Annotated in this window: 18 protein-coding genes, 1 tRNA gene and 1 pseudogene; 11 read left to right on the top strand and 9 right to left on the bottom strand. The window is 35.2% G+C overall.

Going from position 1 to position 21,971, the window contains the following annotated elements; all coding sequences use genetic code 11:
- Nucleotides 1-265 precede the first annotated feature (265 nt).
- The 3 genes from BM201_RS14605 to BM201_RS14595 form a co-directional block, all read right to left on the bottom strand.
- Nucleotides 266-3,349, bottom strand: coding sequence for a beta-galactosidase, LacZ type (locus BM201_RS14605; protein ID WP_092543902.1), 3,084 nt, complete (start codon nt 3,347-3,349; stop codon nt 266-268).
- A gap of 68 nt (nt 3,350-3,417) precedes the next feature.
- Complete coding sequence (locus tag BM201_RS14600; protein WP_092543900.1) at nt 3,418-4,806, bottom strand: aminopeptidase P family protein; 1,389 nt, start codon at nt 4,804-4,806, stop codon at nt 3,418-3,420.
- Between the two features lie 75 nt (nt 4,807-4,881).
- Nucleotides 4,882-6,555, bottom strand: a complete 1,674-nt coding sequence (locus BM201_RS14595; RefSeq protein ID WP_092543899.1) for a M1 family metallopeptidase — start codon at nt 6,553-6,555, stop codon at nt 4,882-4,884.
- Between the two features lie 225 nt (nt 6,556-6,780).
- On the opposite strand from BM201_RS14595, the gene BM201_RS14590 reads away from it, so the two are divergent.
- From BM201_RS14590 to BM201_RS14580, 4 genes are all read left to right on the top strand, one after another.
- Nucleotides 6,781-7,611, top strand: coding sequence for an alpha/beta hydrolase family protein (locus tag BM201_RS14590; RefSeq protein WP_245758658.1), 831 nt, complete (start codon nt 6,781-6,783; stop codon nt 7,609-7,611).
- 21 nt (nt 7,612-7,632) lie between these two features.
- A complete protein-coding gene (locus BM201_RS18250; protein ID WP_317039152.1) occupies nt 7,633-7,908 on the top strand; it encodes a prolyl oligopeptidase family serine peptidase in 276 nt (91 codons plus the stop codon).
- A gap of 517 nt (nt 7,909-8,425) precedes the next feature.
- Complete coding sequence (locus tag BM201_RS18195; protein WP_217643068.1) at nt 8,426-8,773, top strand: zinc ribbon domain-containing protein; 348 nt, start codon at nt 8,426-8,428, stop codon at nt 8,771-8,773.
- 64 nt (nt 8,774-8,837) lie between these two features.
- Nucleotides 8,838-10,322 (top strand): TlpA family protein disulfide reductase, encoded by a 1,485-nt coding sequence (locus tag BM201_RS14580; protein ID WP_092543897.1) that lies wholly within the window; start codon nt 8,838-8,840, stop codon nt 10,320-10,322.
- A gap of 120 nt (nt 10,323-10,442) precedes the next feature.
- Here BM201_RS14580 and BM201_RS14575 read toward each other — a convergent pair whose 3' ends face one another.
- A complete protein-coding gene (locus BM201_RS14575) occupies nt 10,443-12,758 on the bottom strand; it encodes a glycoside hydrolase family 3 protein (RefSeq protein ID WP_092543956.1) in 2,316 nt (771 codons plus the stop codon).
- A 212-nt stretch (nt 12,759-12,970) separates the two neighbouring features.
- The gene (locus tag BM201_RS14570; protein ID WP_092543895.1) at nt 12,971-13,477 is read right to left on the bottom strand and encodes a hypothetical protein; all 507 of its coding nucleotides are present in this window, start codon (nt 13,475-13,477) and stop codon (nt 12,971-12,973) included.
- A gap of 149 nt (nt 13,478-13,626) precedes the next feature.
- On the opposite strand from BM201_RS14570, the gene BM201_RS14565 reads away from it, so the two are divergent.
- The 4 genes and pseudogenes from BM201_RS14565 to BM201_RS14545 all read left to right on the top strand — a co-directional run bounded on the left by BM201_RS14565 (nt 13,627) and on the right by BM201_RS14545 (nt 16,956).
- Nucleotides 13,627-14,466 carry a metallophosphoesterase gene (locus BM201_RS14565; protein WP_092543893.1) on the top strand — a complete coding sequence of 280 codons (840 nt, stop codon included), beginning with the start codon at nt 13,627-13,629 and terminating at the stop codon, nt 14,464-14,466.
- Nucleotides 14,423-15,682: a DUF418 domain-containing protein gene (locus tag BM201_RS14560; protein WP_245758657.1), complete on the top strand. Its 1,260-nt coding sequence runs from the start codon at nt 14,423-14,425 to the stop codon at nt 15,680-15,682. Before BM201_RS14565 ends, BM201_RS14560 begins: the two co-directional genes overlap by 44 nt.
- Nucleotides 15,679-16,377 (top strand): annotated as a pseudogene (locus tag BM201_RS14550) (carbon-nitrogen hydrolase family protein). Before BM201_RS14560 ends, BM201_RS14550 begins: the two are co-directional and overlap by 4 nt.
- A gap of 48 nt (nt 16,378-16,425) precedes the next feature.
- Nucleotides 16,426-16,956 (top strand): GNAT family N-acetyltransferase, encoded by a 531-nt coding sequence (locus BM201_RS14545; protein WP_092543885.1) that lies wholly within the window; start codon nt 16,426-16,428, stop codon nt 16,954-16,956.
- Between the two features lie 66 nt (nt 16,957-17,022).
- On the opposite strand, the gene BM201_RS14540 is transcribed toward BM201_RS14545, so the two are convergent.
- The gene (locus tag BM201_RS14540) at nt 17,023-17,664 is read right to left on the bottom strand and encodes a DinB family protein (protein ID WP_092543883.1); all 642 of its coding nucleotides are present in this window, start codon (nt 17,662-17,664) and stop codon (nt 17,023-17,025) included.
- A 74-nt stretch (nt 17,665-17,738) separates the two neighbouring features.
- The gene (locus tag BM201_RS14535; RefSeq protein WP_092543881.1) at nt 17,739-18,098 is read right to left on the bottom strand and encodes a nuclear transport factor 2 family protein; all 360 of its coding nucleotides are present in this window, start codon (nt 18,096-18,098) and stop codon (nt 17,739-17,741) included.
- A gap of 119 nt (nt 18,099-18,217) precedes the next feature.
- Here BM201_RS14535 and BM201_RS14530 point away from each other — a divergent pair, with 119 nt between their 5' ends.
- Complete coding sequence (locus tag BM201_RS14530) at nt 18,218-18,640, top strand: hypothetical protein (protein ID WP_092543879.1); 423 nt, start codon at nt 18,218-18,220, stop codon at nt 18,638-18,640.
- Nucleotides 18,641-19,027: a cytochrome c oxidase assembly factor Coa1 family protein gene (locus BM201_RS14525; RefSeq protein WP_092543877.1), complete on the top strand. Its 387-nt coding sequence runs from the start codon at nt 18,641-18,643 to the stop codon at nt 19,025-19,027.
- Nucleotides 19,028-19,097: 70 nt separating this feature from the next.
- Here the strand turns inward: BM201_RS14525 and BM201_RS14520 are convergent, their stop codons facing one another.
- Nucleotides 19,098-20,072, bottom strand: coding sequence for a type I phosphomannose isomerase catalytic subunit (locus BM201_RS14520; RefSeq protein WP_092543875.1), 975 nt, complete (start codon nt 20,070-20,072; stop codon nt 19,098-19,100).
- Nucleotides 20,073-20,295: 223 nt separating this feature from the next.
- On the opposite strand from BM201_RS14520, the gene BM201_RS14515 reads away from it, so the two are divergent.
- A tRNA-Arg gene (locus tag BM201_RS14515) sits at nt 20,296-20,369 on the top strand.
- 112 nt (nt 20,370-20,481) lie between these two features.
- Here the strand turns inward: BM201_RS14515 and BM201_RS14510 are convergent.
- The gene (locus tag BM201_RS14510) at nt 20,482-21,930 is read right to left on the bottom strand and encodes a cellulase family glycosylhydrolase (RefSeq protein ID WP_217643067.1); all 1,449 of its coding nucleotides are present in this window, start codon (nt 21,928-21,930) and stop codon (nt 20,482-20,484) included.
- Between the last annotated feature and the right edge of the window lie 41 nt (nt 21,931-21,971).

Here is a 21,971-nt window from a genome sequence, read left to right as displayed (position 1 = left end):
CCGGATGGGTTGGTTCAGGCTGACGTTTCATAAGAACATTTAAAATTTAAAATTCAGCATTCAACATAAATCTCAATTCTAACTACTTATTTGAACTCCAAAGCACTTCTCGATACAATTTCTCGTGCCTCGAAATCACTCGAAGTGACATTTTATTTCGATTAAAAAAATTCAACATTCAAAATTCAGCATTCAAAATAAATCTCTAGTCTATTCTCTAAATTCTAACAGCGAAGCGTTCTAACTTCTCAATACTCAATTCTAACTACTCACTAATCGGTTCTATAAAATAAGTATAGCTGTAATTCTTAGGTTTTAACTGATATTTATCCCAGGTTCTTGCGCCCCAGCTATTATCGCCACCAACGCCCATTTGCTTATAATCGATATTCAGATAGATCTCATCTTTTGGTTTTATATCGATGGTATGTTTTTGTGCTTTTCGCATTCCTGGATCAAAATCTGAAGTCGGATTTCTAAGCGCACTAAAAGAAACCAATGGCATTCCGCTGAATTTGATTCCGTTTCCTTCGTTATCCGTAAATTTTACCCATCGATTATCGGTACGATAGCCATTTTCCTGCGGACGGATATACGGCACATATAAATCTTCTACGCTAGATTTAAAAATCCCAACAAAAGCAGATGTTTTACGATCCCAATAATTCTCGTAAGGCCCACGACCATACCATTCTACTTCATCATAGTCTAACGGAATCACCATCGCATTCCCAAATCTCGGTAGCGACGTAATTTTTTCTGAATCACCATTGAATTCAAAAGTATTGCAGACTTCAATAACTCCATTTTCGTAGATTTTGTAAGTAATTTTTAAAGTCGAAGAAACCGAATCCAATTCATAATCAGTATTCACTTCAACATAAGCATCTTCTTTTTCCGAAGAAAAATCTACCAGTTTTGGGTTATTCGTAGCTTCTTTCCAGGCTTTTGCTCGTTTCTGAAAGCTATTTCCAAAGTCATTATCTGTTGGTGCTCTCCAAAAATCTGGTTTTGGTCCTTTTTTAATCAGTTCTTTTCCTTTAAAGCTGTATGCTGAAAGCATTCCGCTTTCTTTATCGAAAATAACTTCAAGATCTGCATTCGAAATTGTAAGATTTTCGTCCTTATTTTTTGTCTTTAATTTTCCTGAAGCCGCAATAGGTAAATTAACCGCATTACCTTCCTGAAGCTGAATTTGCTTTTTGGCAATTACATGTCCTTTAGGAAGCATTTTACCGATTTTGGTGGTTTTTACATAGAAATTTATAAAGTATTCGGCTCCTTTTTCAAGCTTTAGTGACTGTTTTTTCAGTAAAATTTCCTGTGGTGACAAATCGATATCATCCAGCGAACCAGTCTTAACAAACTCGCCGTCTTTTAAAAGCTCATAAGAGATTTCGTATTCTTTTAAATTGGTGAAAAAGAATCGATTTTCAATCTCAAAACTAAAAGTGCCAGAATTCTTATTTTTTAGCCTGATATCTACATTTTGATATACATCTTTTACTTCGTAAAGTGCGGGATGTGGCGTACGATCTGGATTTACCAATCCGTTGATCACAAAATTGGCATCATGTCTATATCGGTCTGGCCCATAATCACCACCATACGTCCAATAATCTTCGCCATTTTCATCAGTTTTTACAAATCCCTGGTCTACCCAGTCCCAAATAAATCCTCCCTGAACTTGTGGATTTTCATAAACAAAATCCCAAAGATCTACCAAATCTCCGGTACTATTTCCCATTCCGTGTGCGTACTCACACCAAATAAACGGTCTATCTGGATATTTGCCCAGGTAACTGTTTTTAATATAATCTACACTGGCATACATCCACGGGATGATATCTGTATGTGGTTCCTGAAAACTCTCCCCACGTTCTGCTCTTTCGTATTGCACCGGGCGGCTAGGATCGTTTTTCTTTAACCAGTGATAATTTTTTATAAATGCCGGGCCATCACCAGCTTCATTCCCCATAGACCAGATAATGATCGAAGGATGATTTTTATTGGTTTGCATCATTCTTGCAATACGATCGTGATGCATTTTCTCAAATTCGGGTTTATTGGCAGGAGTTTTATCTTCGTCGTAACCAAAACCATGACTTTCAAGATTGGCCTCGTCGATCATATAAATTCCGTATTCATCACACAGCTCATACCAGTAAGGATCTACCGGATAATGTGAGTTTCGAACCGCATTTATATTATATTCTTTAAAAAGTTTAATGTCCCGAAGCATTGATTCGCGCGAAATCACATGACCAGAATTTTGATCGTGCTCATGGCGATTCACTCCTTTAAGCAGAATTGGTTTTCCGTTTATTAAAAGTTGACCGCCTTTAATTTCTGAAGTTCTAAAACCTATTTTTGCTGAAGTAGCCATCAGCGTTTTATCGCCGTCATTAAGGCTTAAACTTAAAGAATAAAGATTTGGTGTCTCGGCCGACCAGTGTTTGATATCTAAATCTGAAATTTGAAAGTTTAGCGTATCATTTTTAGCTTCAGCAATTGGTTTACTTATTTCTGAAATGATTTTCTCTCCATCCCAAATTTTAAGATCTAACTGAAGTTTTTTCTTTTCCGAAGTAATTACAGCGTATCCATCAAGAATTCCCTTATCATAGTTCTCATCCAATCCCGGAGTCACAAAAAAGTCTTTGATTCTGGATCTGGGCGTGTTATATAGATACACATCGCGTTCGATTCCGCTTAATCGCCAAAAATCCTGATCTTCTAAATAACTAGCTGAAGACCAACGATACACTTCTACTGCGATGCTATTTTCTCCCGGCTTTAAATACTGAGTGATCTTAAATTCTGATGGTGTTTTTGTTCCTTCTTTATAACCAACCTTCTCACCGTTTATCCAAACATAGAAAGCACTATTTACGGCTCCAAAATGTAAAAAATAGTCTTGATTTTTATCGAATTTCGATTTCGGTAAATCGAAAGTTCTTTTATACGATCCAACCGGATTGTAGGTAGTATCTACAAAGGGCGGATTAATTTTAAAGGTAAAACCTGCCGAAACATATAACGGAAAATCATATCCCTGCATTTGCCAATCGCCGGGAACTTCTATCTTATCCCAATCTTTTACATCAAAATCGGTTTTATAAAAATCTACCGGTCTTTCTTCAGGAACTTCAGCAAAATGAAATTTCCAGCTTCCGTTTAAACTTTTATAGTTTCCAGATTTTGTATATTCTCCGGTTAGAGCGTCAGCTTCAGCATCATATATATGAAAATTAGCACGAGGATCTTCTGTATTTACAGAAAGTACATCTAAACGCTGCCACTCGGGATTTTGCTGGGCTTGTAATGAAAAAGAAAATGCTATGAACAAAAGGCTAAAATAGTGGAGAAATTTAAAGGAGAGAAAGTGGTTCATAGCATTTCCAGGTTTTTAAATTGTTAGGAGTTTTTAAGTTCTTCTATTTCTTTTATGGTTTTGGCTAAAGGATCGCCCAGTAACTCTTTACCGTTTGCGGTGATCAAAAAGTCTTCTTCAACTCGCATCCCGCCAAAAGTTTTGAATTTTTCGACCTCGTCGTAATTCACAAAATCGGTGTATTTGCCCTGCGCTTTCCAGGAGTCGATCAAAAACGGATTGAAATAAATTCCCGGTTCTACGGTTAGAACATTTCCTTCTTCCAGTTCTTTTCCTAATCGAAGCGATTTTAGTCCAAATTCGGTACTCTTTTTAAGATCATCGTTATAACCGACTAATTGTTCGCCAAAGTTTTCCATATCGTGCACATCCATTCCCATAAAATGTCCTAAACCACATTGGAAAAACAACGTATGTGCACCGGCATTTACAGCATCCTGAGTATCACCTTTCATTAGGCCAAGACCTTTTAGGCCTTCAACAATTCGGCTACAGGCCAATAAATGTGCATCTTTGAAACGATAACCCGGCTTTAATGCTGCAGATGAAGATTCGTGAGCATCTAAAACGATCGAATAAATTTGTCGCTGAATATCTGTAAATCTCTCAGCTACCGGAAAAGTACGGGTCATATCCCCGGCATAATTCATAGCGGTTTCTGCCCCACAATCACATAAAACGATATCTCCGTTTTCCACCACAGCTTGTGTAGCGTGATTATGCAGATATTGGCCATTTTTAGTTAGAATTATTGGGAAAGAAATATTCCCACCACCGGCAACAGCGATCGCTTGTAATTCTCCTGCGATCTGTTTTTCGGTAACACCATGTTTTGTCCATTTTATAGCATGGCGATGCATAGCCGCCGTAATATTTACTGCTTTGTGAATTTCTGCAATTTCTTCAGCAGATTTTATAGAACGTTGTGCGATAACGGCTTTGGTAAAATCTTCAGATTTATTAGCATCAACTTCATTTACAGGAATCCCGGTAAGATTGCTAATTTCAATCGTTACTTTATTTCTATAGGGTGGTAAATAATGTAGATTTTGGCCTTTTTGCTGCGCATTTTTAATGTAGGCTTCCAGTTTCGCCATTGGTTGCACTTCAGCAACACCACATTTTTCAGCATAAGTTGATAAAGGTTCAACAGCACCAACCCACACAAAATCTTCAGGAGTTAGGTCGTCTCCAAAAAGGATCTCTTTATTACTATCTAAATCGATAAGTACATAAAGATCTGGAAGGTTAATTCCGAAGTAATATAAAAAAGTACTATCCTGTCTAAACGGATACCAGTTATCTTTGTAATTCATTCCGGTTTCCTTATTTCCTGGGAAAATTAAGAGTCCGGATCCCATTTTTTTCTTTAAGCTCTCTCTTCGCGCTACATAAGTTTCTTTTGAAAACATCTATTCTTCCATTTTTTAGTGAACAACCTAGAGCTAAAATCGCTAGGTATTTTTTGGAGGCAAACCTCTAAATATTTAATCTTTGCTTTTAAGTAATTCTACATCAACATAATACATATGCTCTATCCTCCAGGGTGTAAATAAATACTGATTTTTATGCTGAATATCTACACTTTGCCATTCTGCTGAAGGGATGATCTTTATTTTTTCTTCGCTGCCTTTTAGCACCAATGGTAAATTGAAACCATCAACAATATTGGTATATTTATAAAACATCTTGCTGTTTGGCGCATCGATGTACAACTGAAGTTTCGGAATTTTAGTGGTGGTTAAATATTGCTCGAAAACCTTCGAATAGTCATATCCCGCTTTATCTGAAATATATTCCTGAATTTCTGAACCGTCTACCGTTTTATTATGAAAAGTCATATTTAAACCGGTTAGAATATTCTTGAACAATTTATCATCTTCCATACTGTGACGAATGCTATGTAGCATATTTCCACCTTTTGGATACATATCGCCACTACCCTGTGCGTTTACGCCATAAGCCGGAATTACCGGTGCTTCATTTTGGATACCACTTCTAATTCCGTAGTTATAATCATTGGCAGCTTCTTCGCCATAAACATAATCCAGAAATAATGTTTCACTGTAATTAGTAAAACTCTCGTGAATATACATATCGGCCAGATCGTTAGTGGTGATATTATTTCCAAACCACTCGTGCCCACTCTCGTGAATAATGATAAAATCCCAGGTTAATCCAAGACCGGTACCCGATCCATCTCTACCGCGATATCCACCGGCGTACCAGTTACCGTAAGAAACATTAGATTGATGTTCCATCCCGGTATGCTCTGTCTCCACCAATTTATAGCCATCTTCGTAAAATGGGTAAGGTCCAAACCAATATTCAAAAGCATCTAAAAGATTATGAACTTCTGGCGGCATGTAATCTTTAGCTTTCTCTAAATTGTAATCCATTACCCAATAATCAAGATCTAAATCACCTTTAATACCGGTGTACACTTCAGAGAAATTTTTATAATGCCCTATATAAGGTATAATTGTATAATTACTAATAGGATTTTCTACACCCCATTTATAAGAAATCGTTCCGTCTTTATGTTCGGTTTTAGCTAACATTCGGCCATTTGCCACCGCCATTAATTCTTTTGGAACTCTCATTGTTAAAGAAGCTCCGCGATCTGGCTCGTCACTTTGGTGATCTTTGTTAGGATACCAGATTGAAGCTCCAAGTCCCTGGCAGGTCACCGTCATCCAAGGTCTGCCTTTTTCATCTTTAGTAAACGTCCAACCGCCATCCCATGGCGCACGAATCGCTTCGTGTGGTTTTCCGCTAAAATATATTTTTACTGAATGTTCAGAATTGATGTTTTGAGAAGAAGTTTTTACAAAGTATACATCGTCTTCTCTACTAAAACTTAAGGATTGTTTTTTGTCGTAAATAATACTATCGATCACTAAAGGTTGCTGAAGATCGATCTGCATTACATCTGGATGATTAGCCTCTACCACTTTATAGGTGATATTGTTAAATCCTGAAGTATATTTTTTATCAAAATCTGGTGTTACTGAAATATCGTAGCGCATCACGTCCCACCAGGCTCTTTCAGGAGTTATACTTCCTCTAAGAGTATCGGCATGATTAAATTGGGTTTCCTGAGCTTTTAAAGAAAGTGCCGTAAAAATCAATAAAATCAGGAAATATAATTTTCTATTCATAAGTATAAGCAGAGAGTTTAGCGTAAAGTTGTAAAATATTTGTGCAATAACCAACGAAAACAGTATTTATGGTTAATATAGTATAAGTTAAAGTTAAAATAAAAGAACAACTAAACTGAGACTAAATATTTATAGGCTTTTAAAATCATTTGGTAGCTCCAATTAGCCAGTGTTTGTACCAATTTGAAGACCTCCCCGTCTTATTTATATAAACCATCGATCATCATGAAAATCTTCAAACGTATCTTCTTAGTACTAGGAACCTTATTTATCATCGTCTTTTTGTTTTTTGGTTTTAAATTTGGCGGAACGCTTTACAAGAAGTATCAATTTGAAAAAGGATTATCTAATACGGCTTTCGACACTAGCTTTAGTGAAGCTGATTATAAAGAAGCTAAAAATCTAGAAAACGGAGATATCTTATCGAAAAAGCAATTTGAAATTTCAGAGATTCCTCCCATTTGGGAACGAGTTTCGAAAGACGATAAATTGCTGAAGGAATTTGACTATTTAAAAGAAGTGAATTTCTACCAGATCGTTTATAAAAGTGATTCGTTGTTAATAAACGGTTTTATTGCTGAACCTAAAAAGAAAGGAAAGTTTCCCGTAATTATAGTAAACAGAGGTGGAAACAAAGAGGAAGGCGTTTCTTCACAAAGCAAAGGTTTTTATCCGCTTCTTCAATTTTCGAATTTAGTGAAAGAAGGTTATGTTTTAGTCGCCAGCTGCTATAGGGAAAATGATGAATTTGGCGGAAAAGACATCAACGATGTGCTTTATTTAACCCAAACAGTTAAGAAGATTGAAAAAGCCGACGCCAATAGAATTGGTATGATTGGTTGGTCACGAGGCGGGATAATGACTTACTTAGCGCTTAAGCATTCTAAAGACATCAAAACTGCTATTGTTGGAAACGGACCTTCAGATCTTTTTCCACTAATCGAAGAACATCCTGAAATGGAAAGCAGAGTTTGTGCAAAATTGATCCAAAATTATGAAGAAAGTAAACTATCTCGGGGCAAGCCCACGAGGCATTCACTAGAAACAATTTTTTAATTTCGAGGTAAGCCTAGGAGTATTATACCCTTTGGCGGCGCTAATAAAACTTCAGAATTAAAGAAACGTTCCGTTTATTATTGGCCTGAAGAATTAGATAAAAATGCCAGTCTTCTAATTTTATGCGGAACCAGAGACCAGCAGGTAAATCCTAACCAGGCTAAAAAAATTGCTCAGAAATTATCTAATATCGATTATGATTTTCAGCTAAAAGAATTTGATACAGATCATAGTTTCTCAGACAAGAAACAAGAATTACAGAAGCTTATGACCAAATGGTTTGATGATCGATTATAAGTCTATAATGCAGGGATATCTTATTGGTATCTGATATAAAAACTAAAAATCAAACTCTTATGTAACAAATCTTAGCTTTTTACGTCAGATAAATAACTAATCAAAAAAAATTATGGAAAACACATTTTTAATTTTCATTATTGGCTTTTTTGTAGGACTATTTGTGCTTCTCAAAATCTTTAAAAAGAAAGAGTAAAGATCTAAATTGCATAAGCTTTTCCAGATAACAAATTCGTACCATCAAGCCTTTAAACTAGATCGATATGTTAGAGTAAGATTCTACTTTGTAAGAAATTTGAAGCTTTTATAGATAATTTTTTCAGAATGGATTTTTTGTGTTTTAAGGCTTAACAAGTAAACTTACTCGGGACGTGCTCACAAAGATTGGTTGGAAAATAATTTTTAATTTCGAAGCAAGTTCCGGTGTACTATATCCTTTTGCGATACAAATAAAAATGTGAACCCTATGTAACGAATTTCAGTTATTTGCGTCTTACAATCAATCAATCAAGAAATTATGGATTATCAAACCAAGAAATGTCCCTATTGTGCAGAAACCATTAAATCTGAAGCGATTAAATGCTGGCATTGTGGTGAGCGTTTTGATGGCAGCCAAAACTATTCTTCACAACAGGCTCAGGCACCTGTAACCGTTATTAATAATTACCCAAAATGGAATGCAGGTTTGGCCATTTTACTTAGTGTATTTTTTCCTGGCGTTGGGCATATTTATAAAGGTGAAGTAGCTGCAGGAATTTTGTGGCTAATATTCGTTACTATAGGTTACTTTTTATTTATTTTCCCGGGACTTATTCTACACCTAATCTGCATTATTACTGCAGCCAGCGGCGATCCTTATAAATAAGGGTTTGTAATTAAGCAGCACAGAGTTTCAAAGAAAAATCTATCCAAAACCATCAAATTTCAGAATGAAAAATTTTTATTTTTTCTTCCTACTATTATTTGCTTTATCCAGCTGTCAATCGAACAAAAATGAACCAAAAACGATAAATCTGGAAGTTTCAAATTACGCTGAAAATTTTGCGTTATTATTGCAGTATACATCAGATTTCTCTCTAAACTCCAAATTAGATTCCATCAAAATACCGTCTGGAGAAAAGATTAGCTTAAACGAAGAACTTCTCGCGAATGCAAATTCAATTTTAAAATTTAAAGATGATGATCAATTTACTTTAGCATTTTCCAAATATATAAATCAACCTATTTCTATAAAATTAGATCTGCAAAAACCTGATTCTATAATTGTTGAAGGAAAACAGGCAAAATTTATCGAATATCAATTAGATCAAAATAAATATTGGTATAAAATATATTATGATTTCGATGAAAAATATTCAGGTCTCATGAAACTCGATAGCAAAGATTTTTTCTTAATTCAAGATTCCATAACGCAACTGAGATTACAGTTTTTAGATGATTATTTTAAAGACGCTGATCTTGAAAATCAAAAAGATTTTGTTGAGCTAGAAAGAAACAAGCTTATATATGTAAATTTATATGATAAAGTAAATACAGCGTCTCCTGAGTTTATAAAAAGGCTTGATATTTATGGGGATTCGCTTTCAGATACACCAATAACCTATTCAGAACATATAAATTTTTCAAATCCTATTTTATTTGAAAATGCTTATTACAACAAGTTTATCTACGCGTTTATTAAAAAGGATATCATGCTAACCAACCCAGATACAAAAATAACCTACGATTTCTTACTTAATAACGGCTTTCCAATAATAGATAAATGGTTTATTGATGCGGAAACCAATGCTATAGAAAAAACTATTTTCTTAAATACTTTGATAAACGATGCTAAGATTTTCAATGCAGAGATTGATGTTGAAGCCTTTAGAAACAAAATAGATGAGCTAGAAAAAAGTGAGTATTCTAAAGATTATGTTTCGATTTTAGATAAAAACTTAGATGATTTAGTTGAAATTTTATCGAAAGTAGCGGTTGGAAAAAGAGCTCCTGATTTCAGTTTAACAGATGAAAATGGTAAAATCTATAAGCTTTCCGAAATGCCTAACAAAACGATTGTTATTGATGTTTGGGCAAGTTGGTGCGCTCCCTGTATTGCTTCTTTCCCTAAGTGGAATGCATTAGCCGAAAAGTATAAGGATAATAAAAACTTTGAATTTTTGACGGTTTCTTTAGACAAGAAAACAGAATTATGGAAAAACGGACTCGAAAAACATCAATTAGAAGGTTTAAAATTATATGCAGGAGAGAAAGCTTTTAAAAGCGATTTTGCGGTTAATTATAATATTTCTGCTATTCCTTGTTACATCGTAATAGATGCAAATGGCAAGATTGCTTTATTAAATGCAAATTTTAAAGAGCTAGAAGAATATACAGAAAATCATCAGGTTAATAATTTGACATTTTTAAAGTAAAGGACTTCGGAATATTATAGCCTTTGGCGGTGCCAATAAAAAAACCCTGAAAATTGAATTTCAGGGCTCTTTCGTTCTCTAAGTTATTTTGGGATAGCTTAAATCTTTATATTTTTCAGGTTATTCTTTTTTGAATCGCTCTGTTCTTTTATCCTTTATCACTCCGTTCCAATCTAAACCGAAACCGAAATCATACGTATTTCCTTCTGAATCCTGATAAGGGATCATATCGAAAGGCACATCTTCCTGTTGTGCTTCAACTGTTTCCATATTTGCCGGCATTTGCAATGGCAATAACCCTGAAGGCTCTGCATTTCCTGAAACAATATCCATAACCGCCTGCGTTGAAACTCCGAAGTTGAGTACAATCCCATCAACTAGATTTTCAAATTCAGCAAAAATCATTGGTTTATCTGCCGTTACGGAAACGATCACTGGTTTATCTCCCATCAACATTTTAGTATCTTCAATGGTTCTTAAATCCATAATATTCGAAGCCGTTGAAGATTTCCCTTTATAGGAGCGATCTTTAATTTCAGGATCGATCACAGGATCTCCGGCCGCTATACTATGTTCTCTAGCCGTTGTAGCAGTATAAGTTTCATATTGAAGAGAAATTGGCACATAACCATTTCCGCCATTTTTACGATCTGTTTCACTGTAACCTGCTTCTTTAGACTGCGGATTTCTAACAAAAACCATCGCAAAATCTGCTTCAGCAGCATTATCAGTTACCTTGTAATATTTCTTGATCAATTCCAGATCTACCGGATATTCGAATTTCGCCGGAGTAGGAATTCCCCACCAGTCGGTTGAAACCGGTGTATAGATCTTCGGGATATAAACAGTTTTCTTTTCCTTGATTGGTAAAGCTGCTTCTTTATTTTTAAGCATCACCACAGATTTTACCTGTGCTTCATAACCCACTTTCATAAATTCAGCATTACCAACTATTTCTTTGGTTTTTTCAGTATCTAAATAAGGATTTTCGAATAATCCTGTTCTAAAGATGTTTTTAAGCAATCTTACTGCAGAACGCTCAAAACGCGCACGCATAAAATCCTCACCAAATTCTTCTACACCCATTTGGTAAGCTTCTAAAACTGGTGCTTTTTCATTATTCCCACCAAACTGATCTACACCAGCCATTAGCACTTTATAATGTCTTTCAGCAACACTCATAGCTTCAGTTCCCCAGGGTTTTCCGGCAAAAGTTCCCGGTGTTTCCCCTTCATCGGCAGTGATTAGCCAATCGGTGCACACCACACCATCATAACCATATTTATCGCGAAGCAGTTCAGTAATTATATATTTACTAAAACCATTACCAACATTTTCATTGTAAATATCATCACGATCAAAACTAATCGTGTAATAAGGCATTACCGCCGCTGCTTTTTTGGTTCCGCCATCTAATTTAAAAGCACCTTCTGTAAATGGTTTGATGTGATCTTTAAAATTATCACCCGGGTAAACTGCAAATTTCCCCATCGCCCAGTGTCCATCTCTTCCTCCTTCTTCAGGACCACCACCAGGCCAGTGTTTTACCATTGCATTTACACTTTCGTAACCCCATCCATCATTGATCTCGGCTTCTTTACCAGAGGTTTGGAAACCTTCAACATAGGCTTTACCCATCGCTTTTACCAATTCTGGAGATTCACTAAAAACATAAGCGATGCGGTACCATCGAGGTTCGGTTCCTAAATCTATTTGCGGTGAAAGTGCTGTAGTAATTCCCAAAGCGCGATATTCTTTAGCGGCCATTTCTCCAAATTGCTTTACCAATGCTGGATCGAAGGTTGCGCCCATTGCCAAACCATCTGGCCATAGAGAAATCGTCCCTCCTGCCCCGGCATTAAATTCTGAAGTTACCGTAGCGGTATTTCTAGGATCTGAACTATTATTTGCAGGAATTCCCAAACCTAAACCTTCTACATAAGCCTGGACGTTGTTATTCCATTTTGCGGCAACTTCAGGAGATTGTACCGCGGTTAATAGTACGTGACGAAGATCGTCTTCTTTTAAAAATTTCTTTTGCTGATCTGAAATTGCTGAAGCCTCTGCTCCACTTTCAGAAAAAGGTTTCTCATTGTAAGTCCCGGCGCCAAAACCAACTTCTCTAGCAGGAATAGATTGATGCTGACTATACAACATTAAACCTGCAATTTGCTCTACAGACATTTTAGAAGCCAGATCTTTTGCGCGCTCTTCTACCGGAAGTCTCCAATCTTCATAAGGATCTAGTTTTCCGTTTTGATTAAGATCTTTAAAAAAATGACCATCAACTTTTAAAATCTTAACTCCAGATTCTTTACTGTAACCAAGTATTGGTCCGTTTTCATTAGCAATATAATCCATATTTGTTTGCGCGGAAGATTGCAGGCCAAGCAGGCAAACCGAAAGTTTTAGAAAATTAGGAATATACTTTTTCATACCATTCTTCATCTTACATTTTGCCTTTCAAAAAAACGAAAGCTAAATGTTTAAGTATGAAGCAATGATAAATCTAAAAAATGAATTATGCAACTAATTTTTAATATTTAATAAAAATTAGCGCTAAATTTCGATAATATCGCAACTAAGCGAAACCTAGATTAAGATAAAATTAATGACAAGCTATTTGTAGAAATGAAATAAGAATTTTTTTATTGTTCTAAGGTTTGCACCTGGAAATCGGCTTCATAAGCAATCTCCCGAATTTCATCATTTCCAAGTTCTACATTCACATCTATATTCACATGATAAAGAGTCGAATTTAAACGTTCTCCAGATATCACTCCGTTCTCAATCGGGATAGCAACACGAGAAATCCATGCACTAACCGGCTTGAAATGCGCTTTTATTTCTGAAAGTTCTTCATCTTCATAACTAAACTCGTCGATTTCAGGATCAATTTGAAAAATCACATTTTCTCCATATTCATCGTCTGCAATATGATCACACTGCGCACCAATGAATGAATAAATAAATACAAGATCTTCCCCATCCTCTATAGCGTACTGCACAGGATCTGATTCTGAAACAGCGATGGAGCTATTTTCTAGGAAAAAACCAACATTCATTTCTGGATCGCAATCTTCGTTGCCGTTATCATCATCATTACTACAGGATAAAAAGCTAAGTAATAAAAATAAAATGTATAGTTTTTTCATTTGTTTATATTTACTGAATAATAGAAATTGAATGACTCATCCTCTTCTGAAATCGTTTATTCTTTAGATGTTATTTGTTCTAAAAGGTTGCGTAAAAAAGCATTCATTTTAATTATAAAAATTGCCATTATGAGCTTAAAATAATTTACATGAACCGAAAAAAGTTTTTAAAAGGATTAGCGGTGCTGGGCGGAATTTCTGCCATTCCCGGAATCTACGCCTGGCAGGTAGAGCCTTTTTGGTTAGAATTTGTAAAACATAAAATGTCCGTAAAAAATTTACCTAAACATCTAAATGGCAAAACCTTGATGCAAATAAGTGATGTGCATATAGGTGACTTTTTCGACTACCAGTACATTATCGATTCATTTTTAGAAGCGCAGGCATTTGATCCAGATTTTGTAGTCTACACCGGTGATTTTGTAACTTATCATGAACCAAAGAATCTGGAACAACTGGCTGAAGTTATTCCGCACTTCCCTACCGGAAAATTAGGCAGTGTAGGGATTTTAGGAAATCACGATTACGGTATTGGGTACAAAGAAGAACATGTAGCGCAAAATATCATAGATCAGTTAGCATCACGAGACATCAAAATTCTTCGGAATCAATCTCAGCAAATCGAAGGTTTAAACTTTTTAGGCATCGATGATTATTGGGGAATTAATTTTAATCCAGAAGAAGCCACAAAAAATTATGATCCAAAAATAGCGAATATCGCCCTATGCCATAATCCAGATGTTTGTGATCTTAATGTATGGAATGATTATAAAGGCTGGATCTTAAGTGGCCACACCCATGGCGGGCAATGTAAACCACCATTTTTAAGAGCTCCTATTTTACCGGTAGAAAATAAGCGTTACGATGCTGGGATTATCGATCTTTACGATGGTAGAATGCTTTACATAAATCGCGCTTTAGGTTGTTTGCGACAAATGCGTTTTAATGTGCGCCCAGAAATTACCATTTTCGAACTGGAATCGGTTTAACATGAAATCACCAAACCTAAGTCCCGTTAAAACAACAAACAGAATCGAAATTCTTGATATTTGGAGAGGTTTTGCGGTATTTGGGATCTTTATGGTGAATATCGAGATCATGAATTCGGTTTTTATCAACCAGGATTTGTATTACGAGGAAATGATAGGTCCTCTTGATTCTATAATTATACGACTTTCGCAGCTGTTTTTTTACAACAAATTCTTTCCCATTTTTTCCTTTTTGTTCGGGTTAGGAATTGCCATGCAGCTGGAAAAACTAAAATTAAAGAAAAAAAGCCGTTCTTTTATCCTTAAACGTATGCTTATTTTGTTCATTATTGGCATACTTCATATTACATTAATTTGGGGTGGCGATGTGATACATCTTTATGCAATTTTGGGTGTTTTAATAAGCATTTTATACAAGCTTTACAGTAGGTGTTTATTACTTTTAGCTTGTTATTTTTTGTTATTTCCTTTTTATGATATTGTTGCTGAATATATCTTTTCCTGGATAGGTTTCTCTCCTGAAAATATTTTGAAAACCTATAATTATGATACTGTAACTAAAGTTTTAAGAAATGGAAGTTATACTGAAGCTTTAAAATTTAGAATCCTGGAATATTTCTCTAATGTGCAGGTTTTATTTGTTTTTTTAGCACCAATGGCATTCTCTATGATGCTTTTGGGGACATCTTTCGTACGATCTGGAAAAATTTTAAAACTAAGAGAATTTATTCTAAAGAATAAAAATACATTTATCTGGTTAGCGATCATTACCAATGTATACCGAATAATTTTTCTCTTTATATTACCGAATTTCGATATTTATCGGGACGATTTTTTGGGTCCTATTTGGCTAAAATTAATGATAATCTGCGATACACTCTTTGGCTTATTTTATATGTGGTTTATTGCCTGGTTATGGTTTACGGGGAAACTAATCAAAGCTTTAAAACCATTGGCATCGGTGGGAAAAATGGCACTTAGCAATTACATCCTTCAAAGTTTTATTGGCGTGATCATTTTTAACGGAATTGGATTTTCGATGTATCAAAAACTGAATCTTGTACAATGTTTTTTTACAGTCATTAGTGTCTTTATATTTCAGTTGATCTTAAGCAAAATTTGGCTTCAGCATTTTAAATTTGGTCCGTTGGAATGGTGCTGGCGCTGTCTTAGCTACGGAAAACTATTCAGCATCAAAAAAGAAAAATCACAATGAAAATCGCTTTAGCACAACTAAAATCTGAATCGGGAAAAGTTGAAGTAAACATTCAAAAACACCTCAATTTTATTACAAAAGCGGCCAAAGCTAAAGCTAATATTGTCGTTTTTCCTGAGCTTTCTTTAACCAATTATGAACCTAGGCTAGCGAAAGAACTCGCATTTGAAAAAAATGATGCAAGGTTTGATATTTTTAAAGAATACAGCAAATAATATAAGTTGATGATCCTGCTAGGATTACCTTTAAAAATGGATCATGACCTACATATCGCGATGGCGATCTTTCAACCAGAAAAAGAAATTCAATATTACTGCAAACGGTATTTGCATGAAGATGAAGTTCCGTTTTTTCAGCCAAAAAAGAATGCTTCAATTATCCAATTTCAGCAAAAAACAATCAAACTGGCTGTTTGCTATGAAATTTCTGTAGATGAGCATTTAGAAGACCTTAATTCAGAAAAACCAGATCTTTTTATCGCTAGTGTAGCAAAGCATAAAAAAGGGATGAAAATTGCCGAAAATCGACTTCAGTATATTTCAAAAAACTATAAAATTCCGGTGCTGCTTGTTAACAATACAGGCTTGGCAGACGGTATGAATTGCTGCGGAAATAGTTTTGCATTTAATTCTTCCGCAAAAAAGATTGCGCAATTAAATACCGAAGAATCTCTTTTGATAATTAATCTCGAATAGTGGTAAGATGGATTAAATTTACTTACATTGCTTTTATTTTTATAACAGATGGAAGTACACATTAGGCAGGAAAAACCCGAGGATCACGAAGATGTCTTTAATCTTATTAAGGCAGCGTTTTTAAATGAATCAAATAGTGATCACCAGGAGCAGTTTCTTGTGGATCGACTTCGAAAATCCTATGCTTTTATTCCTGAACTTTCTATGGTTGCTGAAGTTGATCAAAAGCTCGTAGGTTATGTGCTGCTTAGTGAAATCACCATTCAAAACGATAAAAATAAATTCCCGGCGCTGGCTTTAGCTCCGGTTGCGGTTTTGCCCGAATTTCAATCAAATGGCATTGGCTCTCAGCTTTTAAATCGTGTACATCAAAAAGCTAAAGAAATGGGTTACGAACTTGTCGTTGTTTTAGGGCATGAAGAGTATTACCCAAGATTTGAATATGAGCCTGCAATTAATTTTGATATTCAGGCTCCTTTTGAAGTTCCGAAAAAGAATTTTATGCTGAAGGAATTAGTTCCTGATGCGGCAAAGCATATTTGTGGGATCGTGGTGTATCCTGAAGAATTTCACATTTAAAAAAGCCACCCAAAGTTGGATGGCTTTTGTAAAAAATCTAATTGAATTTTATCGAAAATCAGTTTTCTATTTTTCCGGGAAATTTGCGTCTTTCATTACCTCTTCGATCTGTAAAGTATGTCTTGCGGTATGACCGGCGATAAACAATAGTGATTGGTGAGCATCGACTGCACCAAATGGAGAATCTGAGATATAGTTGCGTAAATCCTCTTCAGAGGTGTCATCAATAAAGTCCATTATTTCCTCACGTTGCTCATCAAAAGCTTCTAAAGCGGCTTCAGGAGAATCATAGGTTCCGTTAGGCATTAAAGATTCGCTTGCCTGTGCTTTACTCGATCTATCGGTAATACCCGCGATAATATCTTCGTCGCTCATTTTCACTTCGTCTTTTCGCTCTGGATTAGGCTCACCTTCTAACGCAGTTTTGGTCATTCCAAACAACATTTCTTCGGTTTTAATGATGTGCTCTAAACACTGGCTAACCGACCAGACGTTTGGTGAAGGTTTAAAACTTAGCTGTTTATCAGAAAGTCCTTCGATATGATCTTCTAATGTTTCCCTGGTCTTTTTAAAATACTCTTTTAATTCTACCTTAATGGTTTCCTTAACGGATACTTCAGAAATCACTTCTTTAGAAACATCAGCTTCCGGAATAGTGGTAAAAGACATGGCGACCAAAGCACACATTGGTATAATCACTTTTTTCATAGTAGTAGTAGTTATTTATATAAATTTTAGTTTTTTATTATTCTGTCATATTTATTTTTTTCCGCAGAAAAAATTTAGCGATCTACAACATAAGAGGTCATTCGGCTGATCTTTAAATCTTCTGAATTTTCAAACTCATACACATCACAAAATGAAAAACTAATAGGATCACCCTTAGGACTCTTCATTTTCATATTTCCGTTTACACAACCTTTTTTACCATGTGTGATCACATCTACGATCTCGAGCTCGCTGGTTTCGTAACCTTCCATTTCCTTTAGTGTTTCAGCAAATTCCTCTTTACCTTTAACTTCTTTCTTCCCAATCATGATCCATTGAAAACTATCGGTCACCTGCTCTAGAATAAACTGACTATTACAATTGGCAAATGCTTTATTAAACTGTACTAAAAGTTTTTCCTTACTATTTTCCATCCTTTACTTTTTATGAGCATTCTTAAAAATAGTCATAATTTCTGAAAATACATTTGCTCGTGATCGCATAAAGCTTCACTATTATTAGTAAATTGCTAATCTAAGCATCGATCAATAAAATGGAAACAGCAAAAGTCGCGCCAGGAAGAAATTTAGATACCTATAGAATATTATTCATTATTAAAGGTGTTCTAAATTTACTTATTAGTTTATTTGGATTAGTGTATGTGGTAATGGGTTTTATAATTCCAGCTCCAACAATGACTGATTTTCCCGGCTATACGCCATTTAATATCATAAGCATTATATTGGTAATTTTTGGAAGTATATTTATACTCTTTGCCATTATTATGGCTGTACTTACGTTTTTAGCTGCTAAATATATTGGTGAACGTAGAAACGCTACTTTTATCATCGTAATATCGATAATAAATTGCTTAACCGGAGTGTTAGGGATCGTGCTTGGTATATTTGCGATCATTGAAATTCAGAAACCTGAAGTTAGGGCTCTTTTTGAGGCAAATAGAACTAAAAATAAATAAATGAAAAAATGGTTATTAATTAGCCTGGGAGTTATTTGTGTGCTTCTAATTCTGGTATTTTCTACCACAAATCTTGGTACACACATTTCAAATTTTACTGAAGTTTACGCCGATGATGCGTTGCATAAAGATGCTATTGCCTTAGCCAATAAAAATGAAGAGGTTTCTAATATCTTCGGAAAGATTAATTTGAAAGATAATTTATCACTGTTGAATGGAGACGTTCAGTATAGCGAAGATCACAAAAAGGTTGAGCTTACTTTTAAGTTTAAAGGTACAAAAGAAAATGGCGTTATGGATGTAATGGCGCATCGAAACGCTGAAATTTGGGAGTATGATCGAATTCATCTTAGAGGAAAGGATTCTTTAAGAATTGAAATTGAATAACGAACATTTCAAGATAAAAAAAGCCGGTTAAACCGGCTTTTTTATTCTATATTTTATTGAATTCTAAACACTATCGAGTTACAGAAACTTCAAGAAGTTCACAATCGTCAGAGCTAATTTCTACTTCTTTATTTTCAGCAGGAATTAGAAGAGTTTGCCCCTGCTCTATTTCTTCGGTATTACCAGCCACACCAACTGTAGCTTTACCGCTTACCGCCATATAAATAATAAAACTATCTATAGCCGAATAATCTTTGGTAATACTCCCTTTTACCGGTAAATAGTTGGTAGTAAAATATTCACAATCTGCAATATTTGAAGACTGATTTGGAGTTTTTTCATACTCCATTTTAAAATCATCTTTCTTCTCAAAATCTATTGCATCGATAGCGAGTGCGGTATGTAATTCACGTGAATTTCCCTGGTCGTCTACACGATCCCAGTCATAAATTCTATAGGTAATATCTGAAGTTTGCTGAATTTCAGCTAAAAGGACTCCGGCTCCAATGGCATGAACTTTCCCGGTATTGATAAAAAAGCTGTCGCCTTTTTTTACCTGCTCAAAATTTAAGACCTCAGTGATCTTGCCTTCTTCAAGGTGTTTTATATAATCTTCTTTGGTAATAGTCTCTTTAAAGCCAACATTGATGTCTGCATTTTCATCAGCTTGCATAATAAACCACATTTCAGTTTTCCCAAGGCTATTGTGGCGCTCTTTGGCAAGATCATCGTGAGGATGCAATTGTACAGAAAGTGCTGTTTTAGCATCGATATATTTTATAAGCAGTGGAAATTCAGCTCCAAAATCGGCATAGATCTTCTCTCCCAAAAACTTACCCTTATATTCTTCTAAAAGTTCGTTTAAGGTCTTTCCTTTAAGTGCTCCATTTTCTACAACAGAGATATCTCCTTTAACACCAGAGATTTCCCAGCTTTCGCCTAGATTTTTTGCATCTGATTCTTTATTTAAGATGCTTGCTAATTTTTCACCTCCCCAAATTTTTTCTTTTAGGATAGGTGTAAATTTGATTGGGTAATTGAGCATTTTAATTAATTGTTAGGATTAAAATTGAGGTTAAAAATAAGTAAAAACTTTAAGACGGCAGGTATCTCATGACTGCTGCTATTTATATTTTTTTTAAAGTTCAAAAAAACACTAAACTATTGCTTATCAGTATTTAAAAAATTAATAAAAAATAAAAACTCATTTTTCTTAAAAAAAGCCTTGTTTTAAAACAAAAAGAGATTATATTTGCAACCGCAAAAATGGTCGCGTAGCTCAGCTGGATAGAGCATCTGCCTTCTAAGCAGACGGTCACAGGTTCGAATCCTGTCGCGATCACAACATCAAACCTCGCTTTTAGCGGGGTTTTGTTGTTTTAGGGCCAAAATTAAAAAAGGGAAATCCAAAAAAGATTCCCCTAATCAAATTAACAAAAAACTAAGCGTATAAATTAATTATCGTTTCCTGTAAGAGCTTCAACCATTTCTGGATATAGAATTTCGCCAGTAGATCGCTCAAAAATGGCAAAACCGTTTTGTCCCTGATCTCCATTATCCCAATAAAAAGGTACTAGACCAGCAGACTGAGCAGATTCGGTTACATAATCTAAATAATATTCTCTATACTGCTCGTGCTCAGCTATGTTTGTTCTGGCTATTGCTCCATATTCTCCCAGAATAACAGCTATACCTTCATCTATAAAGTTGGTTTTCATTTTTTGAAATTGATCATCGACATAGCTTTCATTAGCCCAGTCTTCAGTTTTAGAAGGATCAGTAGCTATAGATCCCCATTGTGTTAGATCACTATCTGCATTTAGAGCGAAATTATAGGGGTCATAATAGTGAACTTCCATCATTAATCTTTGATCGACTACATCCTCGGGAATTTCAGCAAAATTTACAGTATGATTAATATTGGTATTAAAACCTTGAACAACTAAATATCTATAAACATTTTTTCCTCCTGTAGATCGAACAGCATCAACAAAAGTCTGATTAAAACTATTTTGAACACTATAGTACTCTTCTGTAGGCGTATCATAGTTACCTTCTACCATTACTTCGTTAGTCCCGGCAAATAATAATTTTGGGCCATAATCTCTAAAATTGGTAGCTATTTGAGTCCACATAGTATCTAAACGAGTATTAACTTCATCCTGCTCTTCATAAGTGGGTTGCATCCATCCACCATCCCAGTGAATGTTTACAATAGCATACATATCGTTCGACAAAACGTAGTTTACAACTTCTTCTACTCTATTTATCCAATCTTGCTGAATTACATAGTTTTCGGCGTCTGAAAATTTACTCCAGGCAACGGGAATTCTAATCGCATCGAAACCTGCTGCTTTAACCGAGTCTATTAATCGCTGAGTAACCATAGGATTACCCCATGCTGTTTCTCCACCGATAGCTTCAAGGGAATTTCCTAAATTCCAGCCTATATCCATTTGGGTTGCAAACTGCACCGCGCTTAGATCGCCCATATTTGTACTATCTGGCTCTATAGCAAATACAATTTCATCTGATGGTTCAGGAATCATTCCTGCCTGAGAAATGTTTACTTCATAAGATTGATCACCAGAATTTATTGTGATCGTAGTAGATCGAGCGATAGTATCCTGATTTGCTGAAGCCATAATATTCACCTTATCACTTCCTTCCGAGGCATTTTCAGAAAGATCGATCCAACCGCCTTCACCCTCGATAGTCCAGGGTTCACTGCTATTAACATTTAGAATATTATTTCCGCCTGAAGAACCGAAATCGATTTCGTTAGGATAGACAGAAAATTCTAAGTTTTTGGAAGCTATAACCTCCTCATCTTCTGAGCATGATATCGTCAAAAAAACGAAAAACATCATTAAAAAACTCAATGGTAATTTTAGTAATTGCATAAATAAAATTTTAGGTTTAGGTTAAAACCAATAACCAGATT

This window comes from Zunongwangia mangrovi (assembly GCF_900112105.1).
Lineage (GTDB): Bacteria > Bacteroidota > Bacteroidia > Flavobacteriales > Flavobacteriaceae > Zunongwangia > Zunongwangia mangrovi.
Note: the sequence above shows the minus strand (reverse complement) of the source record. Positions and strands in the feature narration are given on the sequence as shown.